This is a genomic window from Paenibacillus paeoniae (assembly GCF_003388735.1).
In the GTDB taxonomy this organism is placed as follows: domain Bacteria; phylum Bacillota; class Bacilli; order Paenibacillales; family Paenibacillaceae; genus Pristimantibacillus; species Pristimantibacillus paeoniae.
In genome coordinates, this window is record NZ_QUBQ01000004.1 from 407,113 (window position 1) to 426,476 (window position 19,364).

21 protein-coding genes, 1 tRNA gene and 1 pseudogene are annotated in these 19,364 nt (G+C 47.7%); 4 read left to right on the forward strand and 19 right to left on the reverse strand.

Annotated features, from left to right (window positions below):
• Positions 1-7 precede the first annotated feature (7 nt).
• The 6 genes and pseudogenes from mnhG to DX130_RS20165 all read right to left on the reverse strand — a co-directional run bounded on the left by mnhG (position 8) and on the right by DX130_RS20165 (position 5,659).
• On the reverse strand, positions 8-358 hold the full coding sequence (gene mnhG / locus DX130_RS20140; protein ID WP_240644618.1) for a monovalent cation/H(+) antiporter subunit G: 351 nt from the start codon (positions 356-358) through the stop codon (positions 8-10).
• Positions 342-626 carry a Na(+)/H(+) antiporter subunit F1 gene (locus DX130_RS20145; protein WP_116048408.1) on the reverse strand — a complete coding sequence of 95 codons (285 nt, stop codon included), beginning with the start codon at positions 624-626 and terminating at the stop codon, positions 342-344. Before DX130_RS20145 ends, mnhG begins: the two co-directional genes overlap by 17 nt.
• Positions 623-949, reverse strand: a pseudogene (locus tag DX130_RS20150) (Na+/H+ antiporter subunit E); the annotation flags it as partial. The gene DX130_RS20145 and the pseudogene DX130_RS20150, both read right to left, overlap by 4 nt.
• Before the next feature lie 17 nt (positions 950-966).
• Positions 967-2,457, reverse strand: a complete 1,491-nt coding sequence (locus DX130_RS20155) for a Na+/H+ antiporter subunit D (protein ID WP_116048411.1) — start codon at positions 2,455-2,457, stop codon at positions 967-969.
• The gene (locus DX130_RS20160; protein WP_116048413.1) at positions 2,450-2,788 is read right to left on the reverse strand and encodes a Na(+)/H(+) antiporter subunit C; all 339 of its coding nucleotides are present in this window, start codon (positions 2,786-2,788) and stop codon (positions 2,450-2,452) included. Before DX130_RS20160 ends, DX130_RS20155 begins: the two co-directional genes overlap by 8 nt.
• On the reverse strand, positions 2,789-5,659 hold the full coding sequence (locus DX130_RS20165; RefSeq protein WP_116048415.1) for a Na+/H+ antiporter subunit A: 2,871 nt from the start codon (positions 5,657-5,659) through the stop codon (positions 2,789-2,791).
• Between the two features lie 635 nt (positions 5,660-6,294).
• Between DX130_RS20165 and DX130_RS20175 the strand changes: the two genes are divergently transcribed.
• Positions 6,295-6,960, forward strand: coding sequence for a potassium channel family protein (locus DX130_RS20175; protein WP_116048419.1), 666 nt, complete (start codon positions 6,295-6,297; stop codon positions 6,958-6,960).
• Complete coding sequence (locus DX130_RS20180) at positions 6,947-8,335, forward strand: TrkH family potassium uptake protein (protein ID WP_116048421.1); 1,389 nt, start codon at positions 6,947-6,949, stop codon at positions 8,333-8,335. The genes DX130_RS20175 and DX130_RS20180 overlap by 14 nt, the downstream gene beginning before the upstream one ends.
• Before the next feature lie 170 nt (positions 8,336-8,505).
• Here DX130_RS20180 and rpsR read toward each other — a convergent pair whose 3' ends face one another.
• Genes rpsR through rpsF form a run of 3 tightly spaced genes read right to left on the reverse strand, consistent with a single transcriptional unit; the run spans position 8,506 to position 9,658 of the window.
• Positions 8,506-8,787, reverse strand: coding sequence for a 30S ribosomal protein S18 (rpsR, locus tag DX130_RS20185; protein WP_116048423.1), 282 nt, complete (start codon positions 8,785-8,787; stop codon positions 8,506-8,508).
• 26 nt (positions 8,788-8,813) lie between these two features.
• Positions 8,814-9,338: a single-stranded DNA-binding protein gene (gene ssb, locus DX130_RS20190; protein ID WP_116048425.1), complete on the reverse strand. Its 525-nt coding sequence runs from the start codon at positions 9,336-9,338 to the stop codon at positions 8,814-8,816.
• A 35-nt stretch (positions 9,339-9,373) separates the two neighbouring features.
• Positions 9,374-9,658 carry a 30S ribosomal protein S6 gene (gene rpsF / locus DX130_RS20195; protein WP_116048432.1) on the reverse strand — a complete coding sequence of 95 codons (285 nt, stop codon included), beginning with the start codon at positions 9,656-9,658 and terminating at the stop codon, positions 9,374-9,376.
• Between the two features lie 225 nt (positions 9,659-9,883).
• Between rpsF and DX130_RS20200 the strand changes: the two genes are divergently transcribed.
• Positions 9,884-10,066 (forward strand): YjzC family protein, encoded by a 183-nt coding sequence (locus DX130_RS20200; protein WP_116048434.1) that lies wholly within the window; start codon positions 9,884-9,886, stop codon positions 10,064-10,066.
• Positions 10,067-10,721: 655 nt separating this feature from the next.
• Here the strand turns inward: DX130_RS20200 and DX130_RS20205 are convergent.
• The 5 genes from DX130_RS20205 to DX130_RS20225 all read right to left on the reverse strand — a co-directional run bounded on the left by DX130_RS20205 (position 10,722) and on the right by DX130_RS20225 (position 14,189).
• Positions 10,722-12,512 carry a WG repeat-containing protein gene (locus DX130_RS20205; RefSeq protein WP_116048436.1) on the reverse strand — a complete coding sequence of 597 codons (1,791 nt, stop codon included), beginning with the start codon at positions 12,510-12,512 and terminating at the stop codon, positions 10,722-10,724.
• 135 nt (positions 12,513-12,647) lie between these two features.
• Positions 12,648-12,738, reverse strand: a tRNA-Ser gene (locus DX130_RS20210).
• A gap of 93 nt (positions 12,739-12,831) precedes the next feature.
• Positions 12,832-13,050 carry a DUF951 domain-containing protein gene (locus DX130_RS20215; RefSeq protein ID WP_116048438.1) on the reverse strand — a complete coding sequence of 73 codons (219 nt, stop codon included), beginning with the start codon at positions 13,048-13,050 and terminating at the stop codon, positions 12,832-12,834.
• A gap of 2 nt (positions 13,051-13,052) precedes the next feature.
• Positions 13,053-13,907, reverse strand: a complete 855-nt coding sequence (locus DX130_RS20220; protein WP_116048440.1) for a mechanosensitive ion channel family protein — start codon at positions 13,905-13,907, stop codon at positions 13,053-13,055.
• 42 nt (positions 13,908-13,949) lie between these two features.
• The gene (locus DX130_RS20225) at positions 13,950-14,189 is read right to left on the reverse strand and encodes a putative Se/S carrier protein (protein WP_116048441.1); all 240 of its coding nucleotides are present in this window, start codon (positions 14,187-14,189) and stop codon (positions 13,950-13,952) included.
• A 106-nt stretch (positions 14,190-14,295) separates the two neighbouring features.
• Between DX130_RS20225 and yyaC the strand changes: the two genes are divergently transcribed.
• Positions 14,296-14,904: a spore protease YyaC gene (gene yyaC, locus DX130_RS20230; RefSeq protein WP_116048443.1), complete on the forward strand. Its 609-nt coding sequence runs from the start codon at positions 14,296-14,298 to the stop codon at positions 14,902-14,904.
• 18 nt (positions 14,905-14,922) lie between these two features.
• On the opposite strand, the gene DX130_RS20235 is transcribed toward yyaC, so the two are convergent.
• The 5 genes from DX130_RS20235 to noc form a co-directional block, all read right to left on the reverse strand.
• Positions 14,923-15,405, reverse strand: coding sequence for a DUF4446 family protein (locus tag DX130_RS20235; RefSeq protein WP_116048445.1), 483 nt, complete (start codon positions 15,403-15,405; stop codon positions 14,923-14,925).
• A gap of 15 nt (positions 15,406-15,420) precedes the next feature.
• Positions 15,421-16,593, reverse strand: coding sequence for an aminotransferase class V-fold PLP-dependent enzyme (locus tag DX130_RS20240; protein WP_116048447.1), 1,173 nt, complete (start codon positions 16,591-16,593; stop codon positions 15,421-15,423).
• A gap of 116 nt (positions 16,594-16,709) precedes the next feature.
• Positions 16,710-17,561 (reverse strand): ParB/RepB/Spo0J family partition protein, encoded by an 852-nt coding sequence (locus DX130_RS20245; RefSeq protein WP_116048449.1) that lies wholly within the window; start codon positions 17,559-17,561, stop codon positions 16,710-16,712.
• Positions 17,542-18,315, reverse strand: a complete 774-nt coding sequence (locus DX130_RS20250) for a ParA family protein (protein ID WP_116048451.1) — start codon at positions 18,313-18,315, stop codon at positions 17,542-17,544. The genes DX130_RS20245 and DX130_RS20250 overlap by 20 nt, the downstream gene beginning before the upstream one ends.
• Positions 18,316-18,418: 103 nt before the next feature.
• Positions 18,419-19,237: a nucleoid occlusion protein gene (gene noc / locus DX130_RS20255; RefSeq protein WP_116048453.1), complete on the reverse strand. Its 819-nt coding sequence runs from the start codon at positions 19,235-19,237 to the stop codon at positions 18,419-18,421.
• Between the last annotated feature and the right edge of the window lie 127 nt (positions 19,238-19,364).

Genomic DNA, 19,364 nt, shown 5'->3' on the forward strand with positions numbered 1-19,364 from the left:
ATTGAGTCTACTTCATCCGTTTCGTATCCCTCTTCAGATCATCCTGCACACTGCCCTTCCAAAGCGGCACGCCGGAACGATAAGCTGCTCGTCCATTCAGATGTCCCGCTACGGGAGAAGCAATGAACACGAAGACGATGCCCAGCAGCAGCTTAATGCTGATATGATTCTCGAATAGCCAGTAGTACAGAAATCCGCCGAACAGAATGAGCAATACACCCATCGTCGCGCTTTTCGTAGCGGCATGGGAGCGCAGATAAACATCAGGCAGCCGTATAAGTCCAAAGACGCTAATGACGCAAACGACTGCTCCCAGCAATATGAGTATCCCGATCAGCCACTCACCGATCATCCCCAGACTCAAGCACGACACCCCTTTCAATATATCTCGTAAACGCGATCGTTCCTATAAATGTAAGAATACCAAGCAGCAATACAATATCCAAGTAAGCTGTCGTTCTCAGCAGCACGCCAAGCACTGCAATCGTCGACAACAGCAGGATACCGATTGTATCAAGCGCTGCAATCCGATCCGATATAGACGGGCCTTTAAGCAGACGGTACAACGCGCCGAGAATCGCAAGCGACAGCAGAACAAGAGAAGCTTGCAGTAAGCCGTCTATCATGCACGAGTCACCTCCATAATGGCTCTCTCGAAACTATTTTTGATCTGATGCGACAACTGCTCTGCATCCTCCATATCCATGGCATGAATATACAGCGTCTCCCCATCGCGAGATACATCCAGCGTAAGCGTGCCAGGCGTCAAGCAGATCAGACAAGAGAGCAGCGTAATTTCCCAATCTGACTTCAGCTCCGTCTTCATAGCGAAGATACCGGGCCTGATCGATAACTTGGGCTTTAGAATTTGCAGCAACACGACGTAACTGGACAGGAACAACTCTTTCACAAATAAGACGAACAGCTTGATCACAGCCCATGCCCGCTTCAGTATGATCATCTCATCTACTCCTTTAACACCGCGTCAATATAGATCGCTGGCTGAATCAAGGTCTGACCCGCTTCCGATACAAAACCGTACACCCATTCAGCCCCGATCCCCATAGCAATCACCAAGACGAGAAGCCCCGCTCCGCACAACAGCTTGAACCGGTAATCCGACTTCCTCTCCTCCATTACTCCCCCTGCACGCTCAGACTCCTCTCCCCAAAACGCAGCCATAAAGATACGAATCAAGGAGTACAACACGACTAAGCTAGAAGCAACGGACAGTGTGGCAAGCAGATAGTTCTCAGCTGCGAAACCGCCTCGTATAATCATCAGCTTGCCCGCAAAGCCGCTAAACGGCGGGATGCCGGCAATCGCCAGAACTGTGACGAAAAACATCCAGCCCAGATAAGGGTGGCTTCTAATCAAGCCGCCCATCTGGGACAGCTTCTTTGTGCCAGCGACAGCGATGATCATACCTCCTAACAGGAAGAGCAGAGCTTTCCCGATCATATCATGCAGCAGATAGAAGACCGCCCCATCCAACGCATCTTTATTCGCAGACACTAGCCCGAATACGATAAAACCGACGCTTATGACAACATTGTAATTCAGAATGCGCGGGACATCCTTGTAAGCCAATGCACCGATTGCACCCAATACCATCGTCGCCCCGGCCATCCATCCGAGCCAGCTATGCGTCGCGGAGTGATCATGATAGAAGATCAGCGTGAAGGTGCGCAGCAAGGCATATAATCCAACCTTCGTCAGGAGCGCTGCGAAAATGGTGCGAATAGCAGTAGGCGGTGCGCTATACGCGCCCGGCAGCCAGAAGAATAGGAATAATCCCGCCTTCAGCGCAAAGACGATCATGAACAGCATCGCAATGACGTTCAAGATGCCCCCTTGTCCCGCCTCAGCCACTCGTACCGAGAGATCGGCCATGTTAAGAGCCCCGGTCACCCCATACAAATAAGCGACAGCGGCAACGAACAGCGCCGAGGATAGGATGTTAATGAGTATATATTTGAGCGACTCTCTTAATTGAAGCTTCGTCCCTCCATGGACGATAAGCGCATAGGAAGAGATCAGCATGACTTCGAAGCATACGAACAGGTTGAAGATATCTCCTGTCAGGAACGACCCCATGACTCCAACAAGCAAGAACTGAAGCAATGGATAATAGTAATGCTTCTCCCGCTCCTCCCCAATGCTGCGGAAAGAGTAAACGATACAGCACGTCCCGATAAGCGCAGTCGTTAGAACAAGCAACGCAGCCAGCATGTCAGCTACAAAAACAATGCCATAAGGCGGAGCCCATCCGCTCATATACAGCGTTTGAATACCATCTGTTTTCACCTGATATAGGATATACGCTGCTGCTGCAATATTCGCCAGGCCGCTAGCTCCGCTTATCCATCGCTGGAGATGAATGCGACCTTGCAAGAAGACGAGAATCACCGCAGTTAGCAACGGAATGATAAGCGGGAGCACTAACGTATTATTCATTCTGCTCCCCCCTTAGCTGCTCCATATCGTCTGTGCCGAGCTTTTGGTACGCCTTGTAAGCCAGGACGATGAAAAACGACGTCACCCCGAAGCTAATGACGATAGAAGTTAGAATTAGCGCCTGCGGCAGTGGGTCGACATAGGATTCGGCCTGCTCGCCGAGCAGTGGAGCAGCGCCCGTCTTCAGGCGCGACATGGTCAGCAGCAACAGATGAACGCCATGCGTAATGAAGGACGTGCCTAGAATGATACGCAGCAGGCTTTTGGACAGAATCAAATAGACGCCTACAGTGAACAACACGCCAATTGCCAAGGACATATACAGTTCCATCTATTGATCCCTCCCGATAGTAAAGATGATTGTCATCGCAACGCCAATGACCGTCAGATAGACGCCGAGATCAAACAAGGTTGCCGTTGCCAGCTCCAGCTCGCCAAGGAGCGGTATATGGAAGTAGCCGAAGGCATGGCTCAGGAAAGGCGCGTCGAAGAAGAAGGAGCCCACTCCCGTCAACAGCGCAATCAGTATGCCAAACGCGGTCAACTTCTGGAATGAAATAGGCATAATCCGATCGACCGTCTTCATGCCGAATGACATGCCGAGCAGCAGCAACGCTGATGAAGCCATCAACGCCCCAATAAATCCGCCGCCCGGATGGTTGTGCCCCATGTAGAACATGTACAAGGAAAAGCCAAGGATGATGACAATCGCCAGCTTCGCTATTGTCTTAAAGATAACATCATTACTCTTGTGCCCATTCAGCGGAAGAGCCGTTCCCGGCTTCAATGAGCCGCCCTCTGCCCCGTCCTCCTTCAGTTTCAGCCTGATCATGGAATAGATGCCGAATGATGCAATGCCGAGCACCACAATTTCGAACATCGTATCGAAGCCGCGGAAGTCGACGAGAATGACATTGACGACATTTTTGCCGCCGGCCAGCTTATAACTATTTTCCAGGAAATAATGAGATATCGACTGGAATGGTCTGGTCCCGCTCGCACTCAGGGCAACCAGTGTCATTATCGTGCCTACTCCAAGCGCAATAATAAAGTTTCCGAGCTTGAAGCGCAGCGACACAAGCTCCTTCTTCAGCTTAGGAAGATGGTAGAAGCACAGCAGGAACAAGGCAACCGATACCGTCTCGACGCTTAACTGGGTCAGAGCCAAGTCCGGTGCGCGGAAGATTACGAAGAACAATGCGACCAGGTAGCCGACTGCCCCCGTCAATATAATAGCAGTCAGACGCGAAGTAACGAACAATACAGAGACTGAAGATAGAACAAGTGCAATCAGGATCGCCGCCTCGTAGAACGTCATATCAGCAAAACCCGTTGTATCCACCTTCAAAGCATCCTCGGAGAACAACGTCATGCCAATAGCCAGAATGAGAAAGACAAAGATATAGATCAAGTAATGCCGGATCGATCCCGTCATATAGACTCTCGTAATCGCGCCAGACAGACGCTCCATCATACGCATCCCTCCATCGTAGCTGCGATTCAGGATTGCCTTAGCGAATAACGGCTGATTCAGAACGGCTGTCCGTTTATGCATCAGGAATAGCAGGATACCCACAGTTGCTACACCTATCGTCATGAACAGCTCTATCGTTAATCCATGCCATAGGCTAATGGATACCATAAACTGTTCACCAGGGCTCAGCAGTCCAGGATGAACGGCTGCCATCGCAGGCTCGATTAGTGAGTAGGACGCCAAATTCGGGAACAATCCGAACACGATCACAAGCGTTGCAAGCACAACCGGCGATATCAGCATACCGAGTGGCGCTTCATGCGGCTTCTTCTCCAGTTTGTCGAACTGTGCCTTGCCCCCGAACGTACGGAAGACGAGCAGCATGCTGTAGACGAACGTGAAGATGCTGGCAACCCACGCGATGACCGGAAAGAGCGTTCCCCATGCCTCCATACCGAATAACTCCATGGTACGAATATTAAGCATAGCGGTGAAAAACATTTCCTTGCTAAGGAAACCATTGAACGGCGGGATACCCGCCATAGAGAACGAACCAATCATGGCAATCGTGAACGTAATCGGCATGACCGACATGAGTCCGCCAAGCTTGCGAATATCGCGGGTGCCTGTCTCATGGTCAACGATGCCGACCACCATAAATAGCGCACCTTTGAAGATCGCGTGATTCAGCAGATGGAATACAGCCGCCATTGTAGCTTTGCTATAGAACTCTGCTTGCGCTGTGCCTGTATATAATGCAGCTGCCGAGCCGAGACCGAACAGACTCATAATGAGCCCTAATTGGCTAATCGTGGAGAAGGCCAGCATCGACTTCAGATCGACTTGCTTCAAAGCCCGGTACGAGCCATAAACTAACGTCAAAAGTCCAAGGCCGGATACAAGCCATAGCCATAACGCCTCGCCCGCGAAGATCGGGCTCATTCGCGCTACGAGATAGATGCCAGCTTTCACCATCGTTGCAGAATGAAGATACGCACTGACTGGCGTTGGCGCCTCCATTGCATCCGGCAGCCAGATGTGGAATGGGAATTGAGCTGACTTTGTAAAAGCGCCCAGCAGGATAAGCAGCATGGCTGGGATGAACAAGGCGTGATTAGCGATTGCCGAAGCATCGCCCATGATCTCCCGGATGCTGAACGTGCCTGTCATCACATAGAGAAGCAAGAAGCCAGCGAACATCGCAAGTCCGCCGAATACCGTAATGACCATCGACTTCAAAGCGCCATATCTGGACTTCTCCCGCTTGTGCCAGAACGCAATGAGAAGGAATGAAGAGATGCTCGTCAGCTCCCAGAAGCTGTACAGCACCATCAGATTATCGGACATCACAAGACCAAACATAGCGCCCATAAACAACATTAGATAAACATAGAAGTGAACTAGCTTTTCTTTGTTCTTATCCAGATAGAAGATGGAATACAGCAATACCAATGAGCCGATCCCCGTAATAAGCAGGGCGAACAATAGAGATAAACCGTCCGCATAGACATGAAAATCCACGCCTAGCGATGGGATCCAAGGAATGGTCCCCTCCAGATCGCCTTGCTCGCGGATGACCGGAATAAGACTGAGCATATAGGCGAACAGCACAACCGGCACCGGAAGCATCAGCCATCCCGTATGAACGCGCGGCAGCAGCCTATTCAGCAACGGCGCGAGAAGAGCGAATATAAAAGGCAAGATAATAGCGAGATGAAGAATAACCAAGATGCAACCTCCTATTCGTTTTTCATCATTCAACAACAGTATTGCCTACTCTATGACATACCAAGCCTATACCGCCAGAACAAGCTCTAATAGGTTTATGTATCCTTAAAAAAACGCAAAAAGAGCCCGCTGTTGGCAGGCTCCACCTCTTGAATCATATGAGAGAACACGTACAAAATGTAAGCTAATTATAGCCTTCATCATAAATGTTGTCAAAAGAAATGATGTAGGAAATGGAATGAAAAAGGAAGCAGAAGGGATTACTCATTAATAAAGGAGTGAATTCCTATGCTGAAGACCAAAATAACTATATGCGCCCTCCTGTCCCTGACTCTTATCGGGATAAGCGCGTTTACTCACCAACACGTGCAGGAAGAACGCAGCCACCATTTTATGCATCCCCCGATACCTGAAGGTTCTTACCAAATGTATGATCAATTCGAGCCTGGACAAGGCCGCGCCGCCTACACTCCTTATTCTCCTAGAGAATATGTTCGGATCGTGAAGAGGGCCGTTCGTCCATAGTCCGAAATAGCCTTTGACAAAAGGAATGTTGTCTCCTATCATGTTACACATCAAGCTAATGATCGGTAGGACGCTGCCAGCTTGAACCCACTATTGCCAGGATGTGATTCATGATGAAGAAACAATTTATGGTCATTGGCTTAGGCCGTTTTGGCTCCAGCCTTACTCGCACGCTGATTGAGAACGGACATGAGGTGCTCGCAGTCGATAAGAATGAACAGCTTGTCCAGGAGATGGCATCCATTGCGACACATGCGCTTCAGGCGGATTGTACGGATGAGTCCGTGCTTCGCGAGCTAGGCGCTAGCAACTTCTCACATGCCATTGTCGCAATTGGCGACGATCTGCAGGCGAGCATTCTGACTACGCTGCTGCTGAAGGATATGAAGGTTCCAAAGGTAACCGCCAAGGCACGCAATGAGATGCACGGCAACGTCCTGACTAAAATCGGTGCGGATAATGTGATCTATCCTGAGCGAGATATGGGTATTCGGCTGGGCAATCAGCTTAGCTCCGATAACCTCATCGATTATATCGAGTTGTCGCCCGAATATAATCTCGCTGAGATCCTTGCTCCTCCTGCCATGAACGGTCTTTCTCTAAAGGATCTGAACATTCGGGCGAAGTATGGCTGTACCATTATGGCTATCAAGACTGGCCAAAGCATCAATGTATCGCCTAATGCCGAGGATGCTATTCATACCGGAGATATTCTTCTCATTATAGGAAGCTATGATGATATAAGAGATTTGGAGAGCGATTATGGACGCCCTTAGAAAAAGGCGCAATGAACTGAGCTTTGTCGAGAGATCCATCACTCGCTTGAAAAACAACATCAGTCCGCCTCAGCTGATTACAGCCGTATTCTTCTGCTTAATCTGTGTCGGCGCAGCGCTTCTCAGCATGCCCTTCTCCTCCAGCAACGGGGAATCCGTCGGTTTCCTTAACGCCCTATTCACAGCTGTATCCGCCGTCTGTGTTAATGGACTGGTCGTGCTGGATACTGGCTCCGCTTTCTCCATAGCCGGACAGATTATCATTATGATTCTGATCCAGATCGGCGGTATCGGCTTTATGACCTTAGGTGTCATGGTCGCTATTCTGCTCGGCAAAAAAATCGGATTAAAGCAGAGGCTAATCATTCAACATTCTACTCAATCCACTTCTGCCCAAGGGCTAGTGAAGCTGTCTTTATACATGGTGCTTATCGTGTTCTTGTTCGAATCCATCGCGACGATTCTTTTGACGCTACGCTGGGAGAGCGAGATGGGGCTCAGCCGTGCAGCATATTACGCTTTGTTTCACTCCATTTCCGCATTTAACAACGCAGGGTTTGCATTATGGTCGGATGGACTTAGCCAGCATGTAGGCGATCCCATCGTCAACTTCATTATCATTACCTTGTTCGTTGTCGGTGGTCTTGGCTATATCGTCATCGTCGATATCGTCCGCAAGCGTTCCTGGCGCAAGCTGTCCCTTCATTCCAAAATAGTGATTGTGGCTACAGCCATCTTGTCGGTAACAGGCTTCCTGCTTCTGTTCCTATTGGAAAGCTGGAACAGCGTAACCTATGGGCACTTGTCGTTTGGCGAGCGGGTGATGGCATCCATCTTTCAGAGCTTCACACCAAGGAGCGCCGGATTCAATACGGTCGATATTGGAAGCATGCTGGCCGTCTCACAGTTTCTGCTCATCATCCTTATGTTCATTGGAGCTGCTTCTGGCGGTACGGGCGGGGGTATTAAGATTAATACCGTAGTGGTCCTGCTGCTTGCTACCTTCAATACATTCCGTGGGGGCGGACAAATTCATGCGTTCGAGCGTAAAATATCACAGGATACCGTCATGCGAGCACTGGCTGTCGTCATCAGCTCGCTCACCTGCGTCTTGTTTGTCACGCTTCTCCTGACGATTACGGAGGATATGCTGGAGGATCACTTCCTGGAGGTGCTTTTCGAGGCGACTTCAGCCTTCAGTACGACCGGGCTCTCCATGGGGCTGACCGGCGACCTGTCTTCGACTGGAAAAATCATTGTGGCGATCACCATGTTCATCGGACGACTGGGTCCGCTTACGCTCGCCTTTGCCCTGTCCCAGAAGAAACAAACCTCCAAGATCGGCTATCCGGAAGATCATATCCTCATTGGATAATGGTCAGCTCTCCTAAAAAGAAGGCCAGCAGCGGTTATCGCTGCTGGCCTTTCTGCATGTTTCATCATCCCTAACTGCTCTTATTTCTTAAATCATTAGAAATTACTTTTACTAATGAAAAATAAAAAAGAGCCCTTCGAGGAGGGCTCTTCCTTCATGCTGAATACAGACTATTCAGTCGTGTATGGCAGCAATGCGATTTGACGGGAACGTTTAATTGCAACAGTCAGCAAACGTTGGTATTTCGCGCTTGTGCCTGTTACACGACGTGGCAAAATTTTGCCGCGCTCGCTAATAAACTTCTTGAGCAAATCAGTGTCTTTATAGTCAATGTGAGAAATTTTGTTTACAGTGAAGTAACAAACTTTACGACGCTTGTTACGTCCGCCTTTACGGCCGCCGAATTTGCGTTCTGGACGCTCGTCGCCGCCTTCTCTTTGCTTAAAACCCATGATGCATCCTCCTTATCGTTGATAATTTAAAATGGCAAATCATCTTCGGAAATGTCAATTGGGCGTCCGTCATCCTTAAACGGATCATTGTCGTTCCGTGATTGATTCGAACGGTTGCCGCTATTCCCACCGCTATAAGAAGAGTTGCTATTGCCGCCTCCACTTTGGCCGCCCGTATTGCCACCGCCGCTGTACCCGCCTCCGCTTTCCTCACGTGGAGCTCCACCTTCACGGCTCGACTCCAAGAACCGGACATTGTCTGCAATAACCTCCGTTACATACACACGCTTGCCCTCATTGTTCTCGTAGTTCCGCACTTGAATGCGTCCCTCTACAGCCGTCAAACGGCCTTTACGCAAGTAATTGGCACAGGTCTCCGCAAGCTGGCGCCACGTCACGACCGGAATGAAATCCGCCTCGCGCTCTCCTTGACCCGACGTGAACGGTCGGTCTACAGCTAGCGTGAATTGCGTCACTGCTACTCCGGCTGGCGTGTAACGGAGCTCAGGGTCTCTCGTCAATCTGCCAATCAATATTACACGGTTCAACATGTCATGACCTCCCCATCGAACAAAATCCTGTGGAACTAAGCTACGTCTCTGACGATCAACGTACGGATAACTTCATCCGAAATCTTCATGATACGGTCAAGCTCATTGACAACTTCAGTTGTTGCGTTGAAGTGTACCAGAACAAAGTAACCATCACGAAGCTTGTTGATCTCATACGCAAGACGGCGTTTGCCGATTACGTCTGTTTTCGTAACCTCTCCACCGTTGGAGATGATGCCATTGAACTTATCAACGAGAGCTTGAACGTTTTCTTGCTCTACGTCTGGACGAATGATGTACATCACTTCATATTTGCGCATATTGTTTCACCTCCTTTTGGACTAACGGCCCCGCTACACGGAGCAAGGAACGAGCACTAGGCTCGCATCTCTATACTATATCAAATCCTTGCCACAATGACAAGGTTTGCTATCATCCGATTTCTGTCAGACATGGCTTGTCGCGATTGAGTCCATACTAAATGATGGACGATGCTGTATTCCTGTTTATCAGCTTGTCTTACATTTAATCTGGAGGTGCTGGCAATGGGTGAATTTACAATGTTTAACCACGGCGATCGGGCTCCGAATAACGGTACGTACATCGAGGCGGGCGTCAACTCCTTCCACATGGGCATTGAGAACCCTAAGAAAGTGACACTGAACAAAGGCGAACAGTTTCCCGAAAATACGAACCATGAGCGCAAGTGGATACGAATGCCGAAATAATTTTTAAGCCATCATGTATGAATGTTTCGTAAACGGGCATTCTAAGATTCGACGGTGGAAGAGAGGTGTGGTTCCATTGGACCATTCGGTACAAGGTACTCAAGCGTATTTCTTTTCATCCACTTCAGCATAGAAGCGAGGGGTTGTGCTAAAGACTACGGTCTGTAACACACACATTTCGAGCCTATAACCAAGCGACCGCATAAGCGCAGCTTGATTATATGTGCTCATAAGGATTCATGAAGCGTTTGCTGATTAACTCCGATGAGGAATGTTGATCTCCAACGTTTCAAGCTAATAAGTGTGAATTGATACTCGTAACCAATCCAGCTCACCGTCAGGAAGAGGACCCGCAAGGGTCCTCTTTTCTTGCTGTTGTGTGGTACCTTATGTGTAGTCTGGGGTTTAGTAAGCTACTGTGAGATAAAATTTGCATAATTTCCAATTAGACTCCAAAAGAATCGCCCTCCCTCCTTTTGTAAACCATAAATCAAGCGTTTCGGAGCCTAGTGCTGGCCGGAAACCGTCTATCCATAAATGAAAGGTGAGGAAAAGTCGTGATGAACGATTTTAATTAAAGCGATTTGAGTGCAATGGCTTGGACTAGGACCGCTAACAAAAAAGAGAGCTCATGATGAGCCCTCTTTCTTTACGATTACTCGTTGCTATAGTCGTGTTTCGTATCCATGACAATCATTTTTTTGTCCCCGTCATAGGTAACCGCAAAGTTAAAAGCTTGGCCGATATCTCTGAGCTTAAAGTAGTTATTGCCATTAATTTTATAAGCCGTCAGCTCCACTTGGCTTCCATTCAAATAAACGTTGGACATGGTCGCCCATGCGTCGACATGCCCACTCTTGCCTGTTGCGGCAAGTTCGCCCCCAACCGGTGTATAGCTCTTGCCCGCTTCCAACTGTATGGAGTCTGTCTTCGAATCATACGTTACTTCGAACCGCTTGCTCGTTCCGCCAAGCGCCATACCAAGGTCACGCAGTTTGAAGTAATTGTTTCCATTAATAGAGTACGCTTCAAAGGCGACTTCCTTCCCATCTACCACAACCTTGGCTGATGTAGGCTTGGCTGTTTCTGCGGTTTTGGGTTTGCCGATATAACCCCACTTGCCTTTGACCTTGATTGCTCCCAATCCTTCTCCGAAGTGCCATGCATTCTCAAAACCATTCTTATACACTTCTTGTCCTTTAGCATTTACGAAGTTATAGGTCTTCCCGTTAAATACAAGCAGATACCCATCCTGGAATTCGCCCATCTGCTGCCACTGTTCATCAAGCGCTTCATACTTAATGGGAACGATAACCTTGCCTTTCGGATCGATCATTCCCCACTTCCCCTTCTTCATTACCCATGCAAGTCCGTTTTCGAAAGGAAGCGCGTAATCATAACTATGCGGGACTACCGTCTGTCCCTTCTTATTGATATAACCCCATGCCCCATCTTTGTTCCCAACAGCAGCCAACCCTTCCTGAAAGTCTTGAATCTCTGAGTAAGAGGTTAGGCTTACCACTTCTTTACCCGTTTGATCCAAGAAACCCCATGTCGGTGACTTATTTTCATTTAACAAGCTAGCCGCGATCATACCTTCCTTGTATGACCCGACCACCAATGATGGCGAACCATCATACTTCGACATAACAGGCATTTCCTTGCCCTTCTCATCAAGCAAAAAGCGCTCGTACTTGTCGTTTATGACAATAGCTTTGCCGTCGCTGAACATGTTAATTTGATCAATCATATAATCACGCCACTGGAACGGCAGTGGTGTCTCATAGGTTGGCTTAATGATTACCTTACCGTCATACGAGTAAAAAGCCCACTTCCCACTCTCGTCCATCAGCCATACATAATCAGAGTAGATATAGGGATCAGTGTATAATAGCGGATCTACGTAATCCATATAGGTCTCTGCTGTTACCTTGCCGTTTTTATCTATAAATACAATGCCTTTATTCTCTGTCAGCGCCAGTGCATACCCCTTATAAAAGTTGGATACATCTACATATTGAAAGTCGATGACTGTCTTGCCTTCTTTATTAATAAAGCCCCAGTAGTCGCCATCAGAAACGGCTGCAAGCCCCTCTACAAAGTCACCTGGCTGCTCTGGGAACTGCAGCTTAATGACCTCTTTTCCGCTCAGATCGATATATCCCCACTTGCCGTTTTTATAGACATCTGCAAGTCCTTCGTTAAAGCTAAGTGAGCTGTTCTCATATTGCGGTTTGACCAAATATGTTCCCTTCCGATCAATCAGTCCCCATTTGCCGTCAACCTCTACAAATGCAACTCCATCCTTGAAGGTTGTAATATCATCATACTGTGGTTGGATGATCCATTCTGCACCAATTTGATTAGCAGACGCTGTTACTGCTGCAGGAAATATCATGGTGATTAGCAGACTAATAGACAGCAGTATTTTGACCATATGTTTCATTTTTCCCAATCCCTTCACGAGTTCAATAACTGTACAAACTAATGATTCTCCTTGCCCTCCTCCAACTCCTTCTTCCTCCAAAAAATCAACAAAAAAAGCGACCTCCGATGAGATCGCTGTTCGTTTAAAATATAATGGCGGAGAAGGTGGGATTCGAACCCACGCACGCTTTGACACGCCTAGCTGATTTCGAGTCAGCCCCCTTGGGCCTCTTGGGTACCTCTCCGCATGTAATAAATAATATATCACACAACGTGTCTCTCCGCAAGCACCTTTTTTCCATGAATGAAACAGATATTTCACGTGGAACAGTCACTCGCTATTGCTCGCTTTGTCCCTCTTCACTAGCCTTTGAGCGAAGCACTTTTTTCATATTTTTCTCGAACTTCATTCTCGGTATGAGGACGCTATGCTTGCATCCTACGCACTTGATGCGGATATCCATGCCCATGCGGATGATCTCCATCTCATTCGTACCGCAAGGATGCTGCTTCTTCATCTGAACGATATCGCCAAGCTCGAAATGCTTCCGTTCCATCCTTACCCCTCCTCATAAGTACGCTGATAAGTGACCATGCGCGGATACGGTACTTCTATGCCGTTGCGATCCAGCGCATCCTTGATCTCCTTATTCATCACCCGTGCAACCATATGATGCGTATTCGGCTTGCATTCTCCCGTCACCCGGATCGTAACCGATGTAGCTGACATCAGCTGTACGCCCAGCACTTCTGGTCTCTTCACCAGGTTCTCATGCTTTAGCTGGTTCATTGTCTCGGATATGATGCTTAGCGCTCTATCCACATGCGCTTCATAGGCAACCAGCACATCGACTACAGCAAGCGTATTATTGACGGAGAAATTCGTCACTTCATTGATCATACCGTTCGGGATCATATGCACTTCGCCGGTCCAGCTCAAGATCTTTGTCGTCCGCAAGCCGATCACCTCCACCGTGCCCTTGAACGTTCCTGTCTGAATGACATCACCCACCGCAAATTGATCCTCTAGAATGATAAAGAACCCCGTCAATATATCCTTCACCAGACTCTGTGCGCCAAAACCGATGGCAATGCCCACTACACCTGCACCTGCCAGCAACGGCCCCAGGTTAATGCCTACTTCCGATAGCAGCAGCATAAATAAGATAAAATACATGATATACGTAACCACGTTTTTAACGAGCTTGCCTACCGTCGTCATACGACGCGCCTGGCTTGGTGGATGCTTGCTGGCACGCTCCAGCACAATACGATCCAGCGATTTATGTAAGACCCACATAATGAGCTTGCTAATCACGACTATTAACACAATACGTATGGCGGTTATTCCGAGATCCTCCCACGTATTGCTGTTAGTGAGCGTATCCATCAAGCTCTTATACCAGTTATTCATTATTCATCATCTCCATACATCCGCAATGGACGGATAACCTGCTTATAGCTCTAGTTGCTCATAACCTGCTTCAATCGGTTTGAAGATGCCCCTAATTTCAACATGCTCGCTTTCAATAACCTCTTTCACCCTGCTTAGATCCTCTTCAGGGAAGTGGATCGACAACGCACAACCGGCCGTTATCTCCTTCGGTGTCGGACATATATCGATCTCGACTTCCGCATATTCAAGCAGCATCTCAGCGCGAAGCGCTTGCTGCGTAGAATCAAATGCGATCAGCATATGGCCCCTCCCCCTTCTTCATTCTTAATTCCATGATCTCGCGACGTATAAAATGGTTGTCCTATCCATATACTAGTATCATATAAGCGTTTATGGGAGGGATTCTATGAAACTACCATTTATGAAGGATACCCCTTTTAAGGTGCCCTATACGACCGCAAATATCGTTGGTATGCTGGTAAACCGTCTTTCAGGCTTCCTGGAAGGTCTCCCCTCCAATCGTCCAATCGTCATTGTCTGTATTGGCACAGACCGTTCTACAGGAGACGCGCTGGGACCTCTGATTGGCACCTCTTTGTTGAAGTACCGCAGCCCCAACTTTCATCTATTTGGCACGCTAGAAGATCCTGTACATGCTATGAATCTAGAGGATACACTCATCGAGATCAATCGTAAGTTCGATAAGCCTTTCATTATTGGCATCGATGCATGCCTGGGTCAAGTAGCAAGCGTCGGCTGCATTCAAATCGGCGAAGGCCCTGTTCGTCCAGGAGCTGGCGTCAACAAAGACCTTCCTCCTGTCGGTGATATTCACGTGACCGGTATTGTGAATGTAGGCGGGTTTATGGAATACTTCGTCCTACAGAATACTAGACTTTACTTAGTGATGAGAATGTCCGATATCATTGCTACCAGTCTTTTCACCGCGATTGCCAATCATCTTCATATCTCGTCTTCTGTACGCGACCAGACTGCCGCAGCTGATTTAACATAAGCAACTTGTTGATCTGGTTTACTTCGCTTCCTGAATCGCCTTGCGTTCTTCCGGCGTAAGCGGATATTTTGATTCGCCCTGCTCTACCGGCTTCGCATACACATACGTGCTGTCGCGACTATGCAACCCAGAGAATACTGCTCCATCCTTCTCTTCATTCACAATCGCAATGGAAAAGCTCAAATCACTGCCTCCATCGGAAAATGCATTGTACCGATGAATGCCCAATTTTGTTTTCATCTGAGGCAGTACGGTTTGTACGTTTTTCAGCTCGCTTTGCAGTTGGTCGATGTATTGACGCTGCTCGTTCAGTTGATCTTTCAGACTGACAACAACCTCTTCAATATTCGTTACTCCCGTATCCTCCATCACAGCCAAGTATTGCTTCCGAAGCTTTTTTAGCCTTGACCCGAGCGCCAATACTCTGATGAATAACAATAGTACGATAAGCGTCAGCGCTGCTGTAATGATAAATATCGGATCCAAGTACCACTCATCCATGATTCATCCCATCCCCTATATCCCATATTGCTCTGTAATTTCCTTAATCGAGTGCAAGAACGTATCCACTTCGTCCGTTGTTGTATAAACCCCTACGCTTGCCCTAATCGCTCCAGTGTCGGATGTGCCTGCTGTTGCATGAGCCATCGGTGTACAATGGAAGCCGGCTCTTACCGCGATGTTATAGTGCTGGTCCAATATAAACGATAATTCGGATGGGTCAATCCCCTCAACATTGAATGCTACAATGCCTGTTCTTTCTTCTCCAACACCTGGCCCCATCAACCGGACTGCATTCAGTCTGCTGAGGCCTTCCAGAAGCCTCTGTGACAGCCCCCACTCTCTCTCGTGAATACTTGCGACTGTTTCCTCCAGAACATGTCTGACGCCCATCTGAAGACCCGCTAAGCCCGGCGTATTCTGGGTACCTGCTTCATAGCGATCTGGACGCACATGCGGCTGATGCAAAGCTTCCGATTGACTCCCTGTTCCCCCATGCAGCAGCGGCTCAATCTCTATATTCGGAGCTATATACAGCCCTCCGGTGCCCTGTGGTCCGAGCAAGCCTTTATGTCCCGGGAAGGCCAGCATATCGATGCCCATCGCTTCTACATCAATAGGCAATATCCCTGCGCTCTGTGCCGCATCGACCAGCAGCTTAACTCCGTGCTTTCGTGCGATTTCGCCGATATCAGCAACCGGCATTATCGTTCCGAGTAGATTAGAACTATGATTCACTATAATGAGAGTCGTGTTCGACCGTATAGCAGCCTCCACAGTCTCTACCTTTAGTTTGCCCGTCAAGTCTGACTCGATGTAACTAACTTCAATCCCTATCGTCTGCTCCAAATAGTACAGGGGCCTTCGTACAGAATTATGTTCAACCGTCGTCGCAATAACATGATCGCCTGGCTTTAACCAGCCTTTGATGGCCATATTAAGTGACATCGTCGTATTTGATGTAAATGCGATATCATTCGGATTTTTAATATGAAATAACTTACCTAATTGCTTCCTTGTCTCAAACAATATCCGGCTCGCACGCACAGCCATGGCATGGCTGCCTCTGCCAGGATTCGCCGCATCATGGAGCGTCGCCTGTACGACCGCATCCGTGACTTCAGGCGGCTTTGGCCAAGACGTAGCCGCATGGTCCAGATAGATGAATGGTTGTCCTTCTGTATTCATCCGATCGCTCCTTATCCCTTGAAATAACAATGGCATATCTTAGTTTAATCCTTCAATCGAAAGATTACAACTTGGATATGCCATTGTTCCCTTCATTCAGTTGAACGGGTATTTAATTAGGCCATGCGTTGCAGAAGCTCAAGCAATCGCTCTAGATCTTGCTTGTTGTAATACTGAATTTCAATCTTGCCTTTATCTCTTTGTTGCTTGATCTTAACCGTTGTTTTGAACTGCTCACGCAAGTTCTCCTCAAGCGATTCAATATATGGATCTCTTTTCTTCTGCTTTTGTGCTTTTTGCTGAGGCGATTGTTTCGTATCCAGTTTTTGAATGGCATCCTCTAGTTCACGGACACTCCATCCGGAACTGACAGTCGATTCGGCCAAATCCTTTTGAATGGGTTGTTCTTTAATCCCGGCCAATGCTCTCGCATGCCCCATCGAAATTGTTCCACGTGAAACATATTCTTTAATCTCAGCAGGAAGCGACAACAGCCGAACGAAATTGGCAATGTGAGAACGAGACTTCCCTACCTTCAAGCTAAGCTCTTCTTGTGTGAGATTGAATTTATCCATCAAGGCTTGATAAGCAACCGCTACTTCCAGTGCATTAAGATCTTCGCGTTGCAAATTCTCGATCAATGCGATCTCCATCACTTGTTGATCAGAGAATGTACGTACTACAGCCGGAATGGTGGTGTTCCCGCAATACTGCGAAGCACGGAATCTCCGCTCACCTGCGATTATTTCGTAACCCTTCAGCACCGTACGGACGATAATCGGTTGAATTACACCATGTTGTTTGATTGATTCCGCTAGTTCCTTGATCGAATCCTCATCAAAGGTTTTACGAGGCTGATACGGATTCGCTCGCAACTGATTAAGGGGAACCTCAATGACTTTATCATCATCATTCACGGATAGCGATGGGATTAATGCATCAAGCCCTCTACCTAGCCGCTTGCTCATACATGATCACTTCCTTCGCAAGTTCAAGATAAACTTCTGCACCTTTTGACTTCGGATCGTATGTGATGATAGCTTGTCCATGAGATGGCGCCTCACTCAACCGTACATTGCGAGGGATGATCGTCTGGTACACCTTCTGTTGGAAATACTTTTTAACCTCTTCTATCACCTGAATGCCAAGGTTTGTTCTGGCATCAAGCATCGTCAGAAGAACACCTTCAATTTGCAAAGTTGTGTTCAAATGCTTCTGGACAAGTCGCACCGTATTCAACAATTGGCTTAAGCCCTCAAGAGCGTAATATTCACACTGAATCGGAATTAATACAGAATCTGCTGCAGTTAATGAATTGATCGTTAGGATTCCCAGGGACGGCGGACAATCGATCAAGACATAGTCGAATTCATGCTTCACCAAGTGAAGCGACTTTTTCAACCGTAACTCCCTAGATATAGTCGGAACCAATTCAATCTCCGCGCCGGCAAGCTGAATCGTAGCAGGTATGACGGTGAGTCCCGGCACGCTAGTTTCTACCATAGCATCCTTCGGATGAACATCATTGATCAGAATATCATAGATACAATTCGGTACATCCGCTTTATTAATGCCTAGTCCGCTCGTTGTATTGCCTTGAGGATCAATATCCACCAACAATACCCGTTTGCCCAACGAGGCAAGACAGGCCGCTAAGTTAACAGACGTTGTCGTCTTACCGACACCGCCCTTCTGATTTGCAATTGCAATAATTTTGGACACTTCTAACTCACCTCATGAGTGAAACTTTTGTACAAATGGCATCGCCGCCCTCATAGAAGGCGGCTAATAGTCGTCTGAATGTAGAATAAATATGAAAAAAAGCTTATCTCTTCGGAATTTGAATGACAATCTCGTAATGATCTTCGTGATCCTTCTCGTTAGTCTTAATCTGCAGACCAGAACCCGATACCATCTCAATCGATTGTCTAATCGTATTCAGTGCAAGACGCACATCCTTTGTGAAAGAGATGCGTTTTGTTTTCTTTGACTTGGCAGATTCCTTCAAGAAGGCAATTCGCACTTCTGTTTGCTTCACGTTAAGTTCCTTGGTTAATATCTCTTCCAGAACTTTGAGCTGAAGCTCTTCCGTATCTAAAGATAATAACGCTCTAGCATGCCGTTCTGTAATTTTTCTTTCCATTAGAGCAATCTTAATCGTCTCCGGTAACATGAGCAACCGAAGTTTATTGGCAATTGTAGATTGGCTCTTGCCAAGACGTTGTGCTAAGCTTTCTTGCGTCAACTGATGAAGCTCGATTAGCTTCTGATAAGCAACCGCTTCCTCTACAGCCGTTAAACCTTCACGCTGCAAATTTTCAATAAGCGCAATAGAAGCAGTCTGAGAATCATTGAACTCACGGACAATAGCCGGAATTGTATCATGGCCCAGCTTTGTGACGGCGCGCCAACGTCTCTCCCCTGCTATGATCTCATATCGATTATTGCGGACACGAACAACAATAGGCTGAATAACGCCATGTGTCTTAATCGTCTGACACAGTTCGTCGATTCGCTCATCATCGAACACCGTACGAGGTTGAAATGGACTCGTATCGATGTCACCAATTGGGATTTGACGCACTTCTTCTTGCCCCGTACGTTGCTCGGACAACCCGAACAATCGAGAAAATTGTTCTTTCATATCGATGACTACCACCCGACCCTGTAATAAATCCTAAGCTCTATACGTTTGATGCGATGAGCAGAGCACATCTGAGACATCGTTACGTTGCTTTTATCTTTATAGCTTAGACTTCTTTCGAGGAGAA

What these genes read in the sequence shown, in the direction of transcription:
- DX130_RS20145 (WP_116048408.1), bottom strand. Translation starts at nt 626, where the DNA reads ATGATAGACGGCTTACTGCAAGCTTCTCTTGTTCTGCTGTCGCTTGCG.
- DX130_RS20155 (WP_116048411.1), bottom strand. Translation starts at nt 2,457, where the DNA reads ATGAATAATACGTTAGTGCTCCCGCTTATCATTCCGTTGCTAACTGCG.
- DX130_RS20160 (WP_116048413.1), bottom strand. Translation starts at nt 2,788, where the DNA reads ATGGAACTGTATATGTCCTTGGCAATTGGCGTGTTGTTCACTGTAGGC.
- DX130_RS20175 (WP_116048419.1), top strand. Translation starts at nt 6,295, where the DNA reads ATGATGAAGAAACAATTTATGGTCATTGGCTTAGGCCGTTTTGGCTCC.
- DX130_RS20180 (WP_116048421.1), top strand. Translation starts at nt 6,947, where the DNA reads ATGGACGCCCTTAGAAAAAGGCGCAATGAACTGAGCTTTGTCGAGAGA.
- rpsR (WP_116048423.1), bottom strand. Translation starts at nt 8,787, where the DNA reads ATGGGTTTTAAGCAAAGAGAAGGCGGCGACGAGCGTCCAGAACGCAAA.
- ssb (WP_116048425.1), bottom strand. Translation starts at nt 9,338, where the DNA reads ATGTTGAACCGTGTAATATTGATTGGCAGATTGACGAGAGACCCTGAG.
- rpsF (WP_116048432.1), bottom strand. Translation starts at nt 9,658, where the DNA reads ATGCGCAAATATGAAGTGATGTACATCATTCGTCCAGACGTAGAGCAA.
- DX130_RS20200 (WP_116048434.1), top strand. Translation starts at nt 9,884, where the DNA reads ATGGGTGAATTTACAATGTTTAACCACGGCGATCGGGCTCCGAATAAC.
- DX130_RS20205 (WP_116048436.1), bottom strand. Translation starts at nt 12,512, where the DNA reads ATGAAACATATGGTCAAAATACTGCTGTCTATTAGTCTGCTAATCACC.
- DX130_RS20215 (WP_116048438.1), bottom strand. Translation starts at nt 13,050, where the DNA reads ATGGAACGGAAGCATTTCGAGCTTGGCGATATCGTTCAGATGAAGAAG.
- DX130_RS20220 (WP_116048440.1), bottom strand. Translation starts at nt 13,907, where the DNA reads ATGAATAACTGGTATAAGAGCTTGATGGATACGCTCACTAACAGCAAT.
- DX130_RS20225 (WP_116048441.1), bottom strand. Translation starts at nt 14,189, where the DNA reads ATGCTGATCGCATTTGATTCTACGCAGCAAGCGCTTCGCGCTGAGATG.
- yyaC (WP_116048443.1), top strand. Translation starts at nt 14,296, where the DNA reads ATGAAACTACCATTTATGAAGGATACCCCTTTTAAGGTGCCCTATACG.
- DX130_RS20235 (WP_116048445.1), bottom strand. Translation starts at nt 15,405, where the DNA reads ATGGATGAGTGGTACTTGGATCCGATATTTATCATTACAGCAGCGCTG.
- DX130_RS20240 (WP_116048447.1), bottom strand. Translation starts at nt 16,593, where the DNA reads ATGAATACAGAAGGACAACCATTCATCTATCTGGACCATGCGGCTACG.
- DX130_RS20245 (WP_116048449.1), bottom strand. Translation starts at nt 17,561, where the DNA reads ATGAGCAAGCGGCTAGGTAGAGGGCTTGATGCATTAATCCCATCGCTA.
- noc (WP_116048453.1), bottom strand. Translation starts at nt 19,237, where the DNA reads ATGAAAGAACAATTTTCTCGATTGTTCGGGTTGTCCGAGCAACGTACG.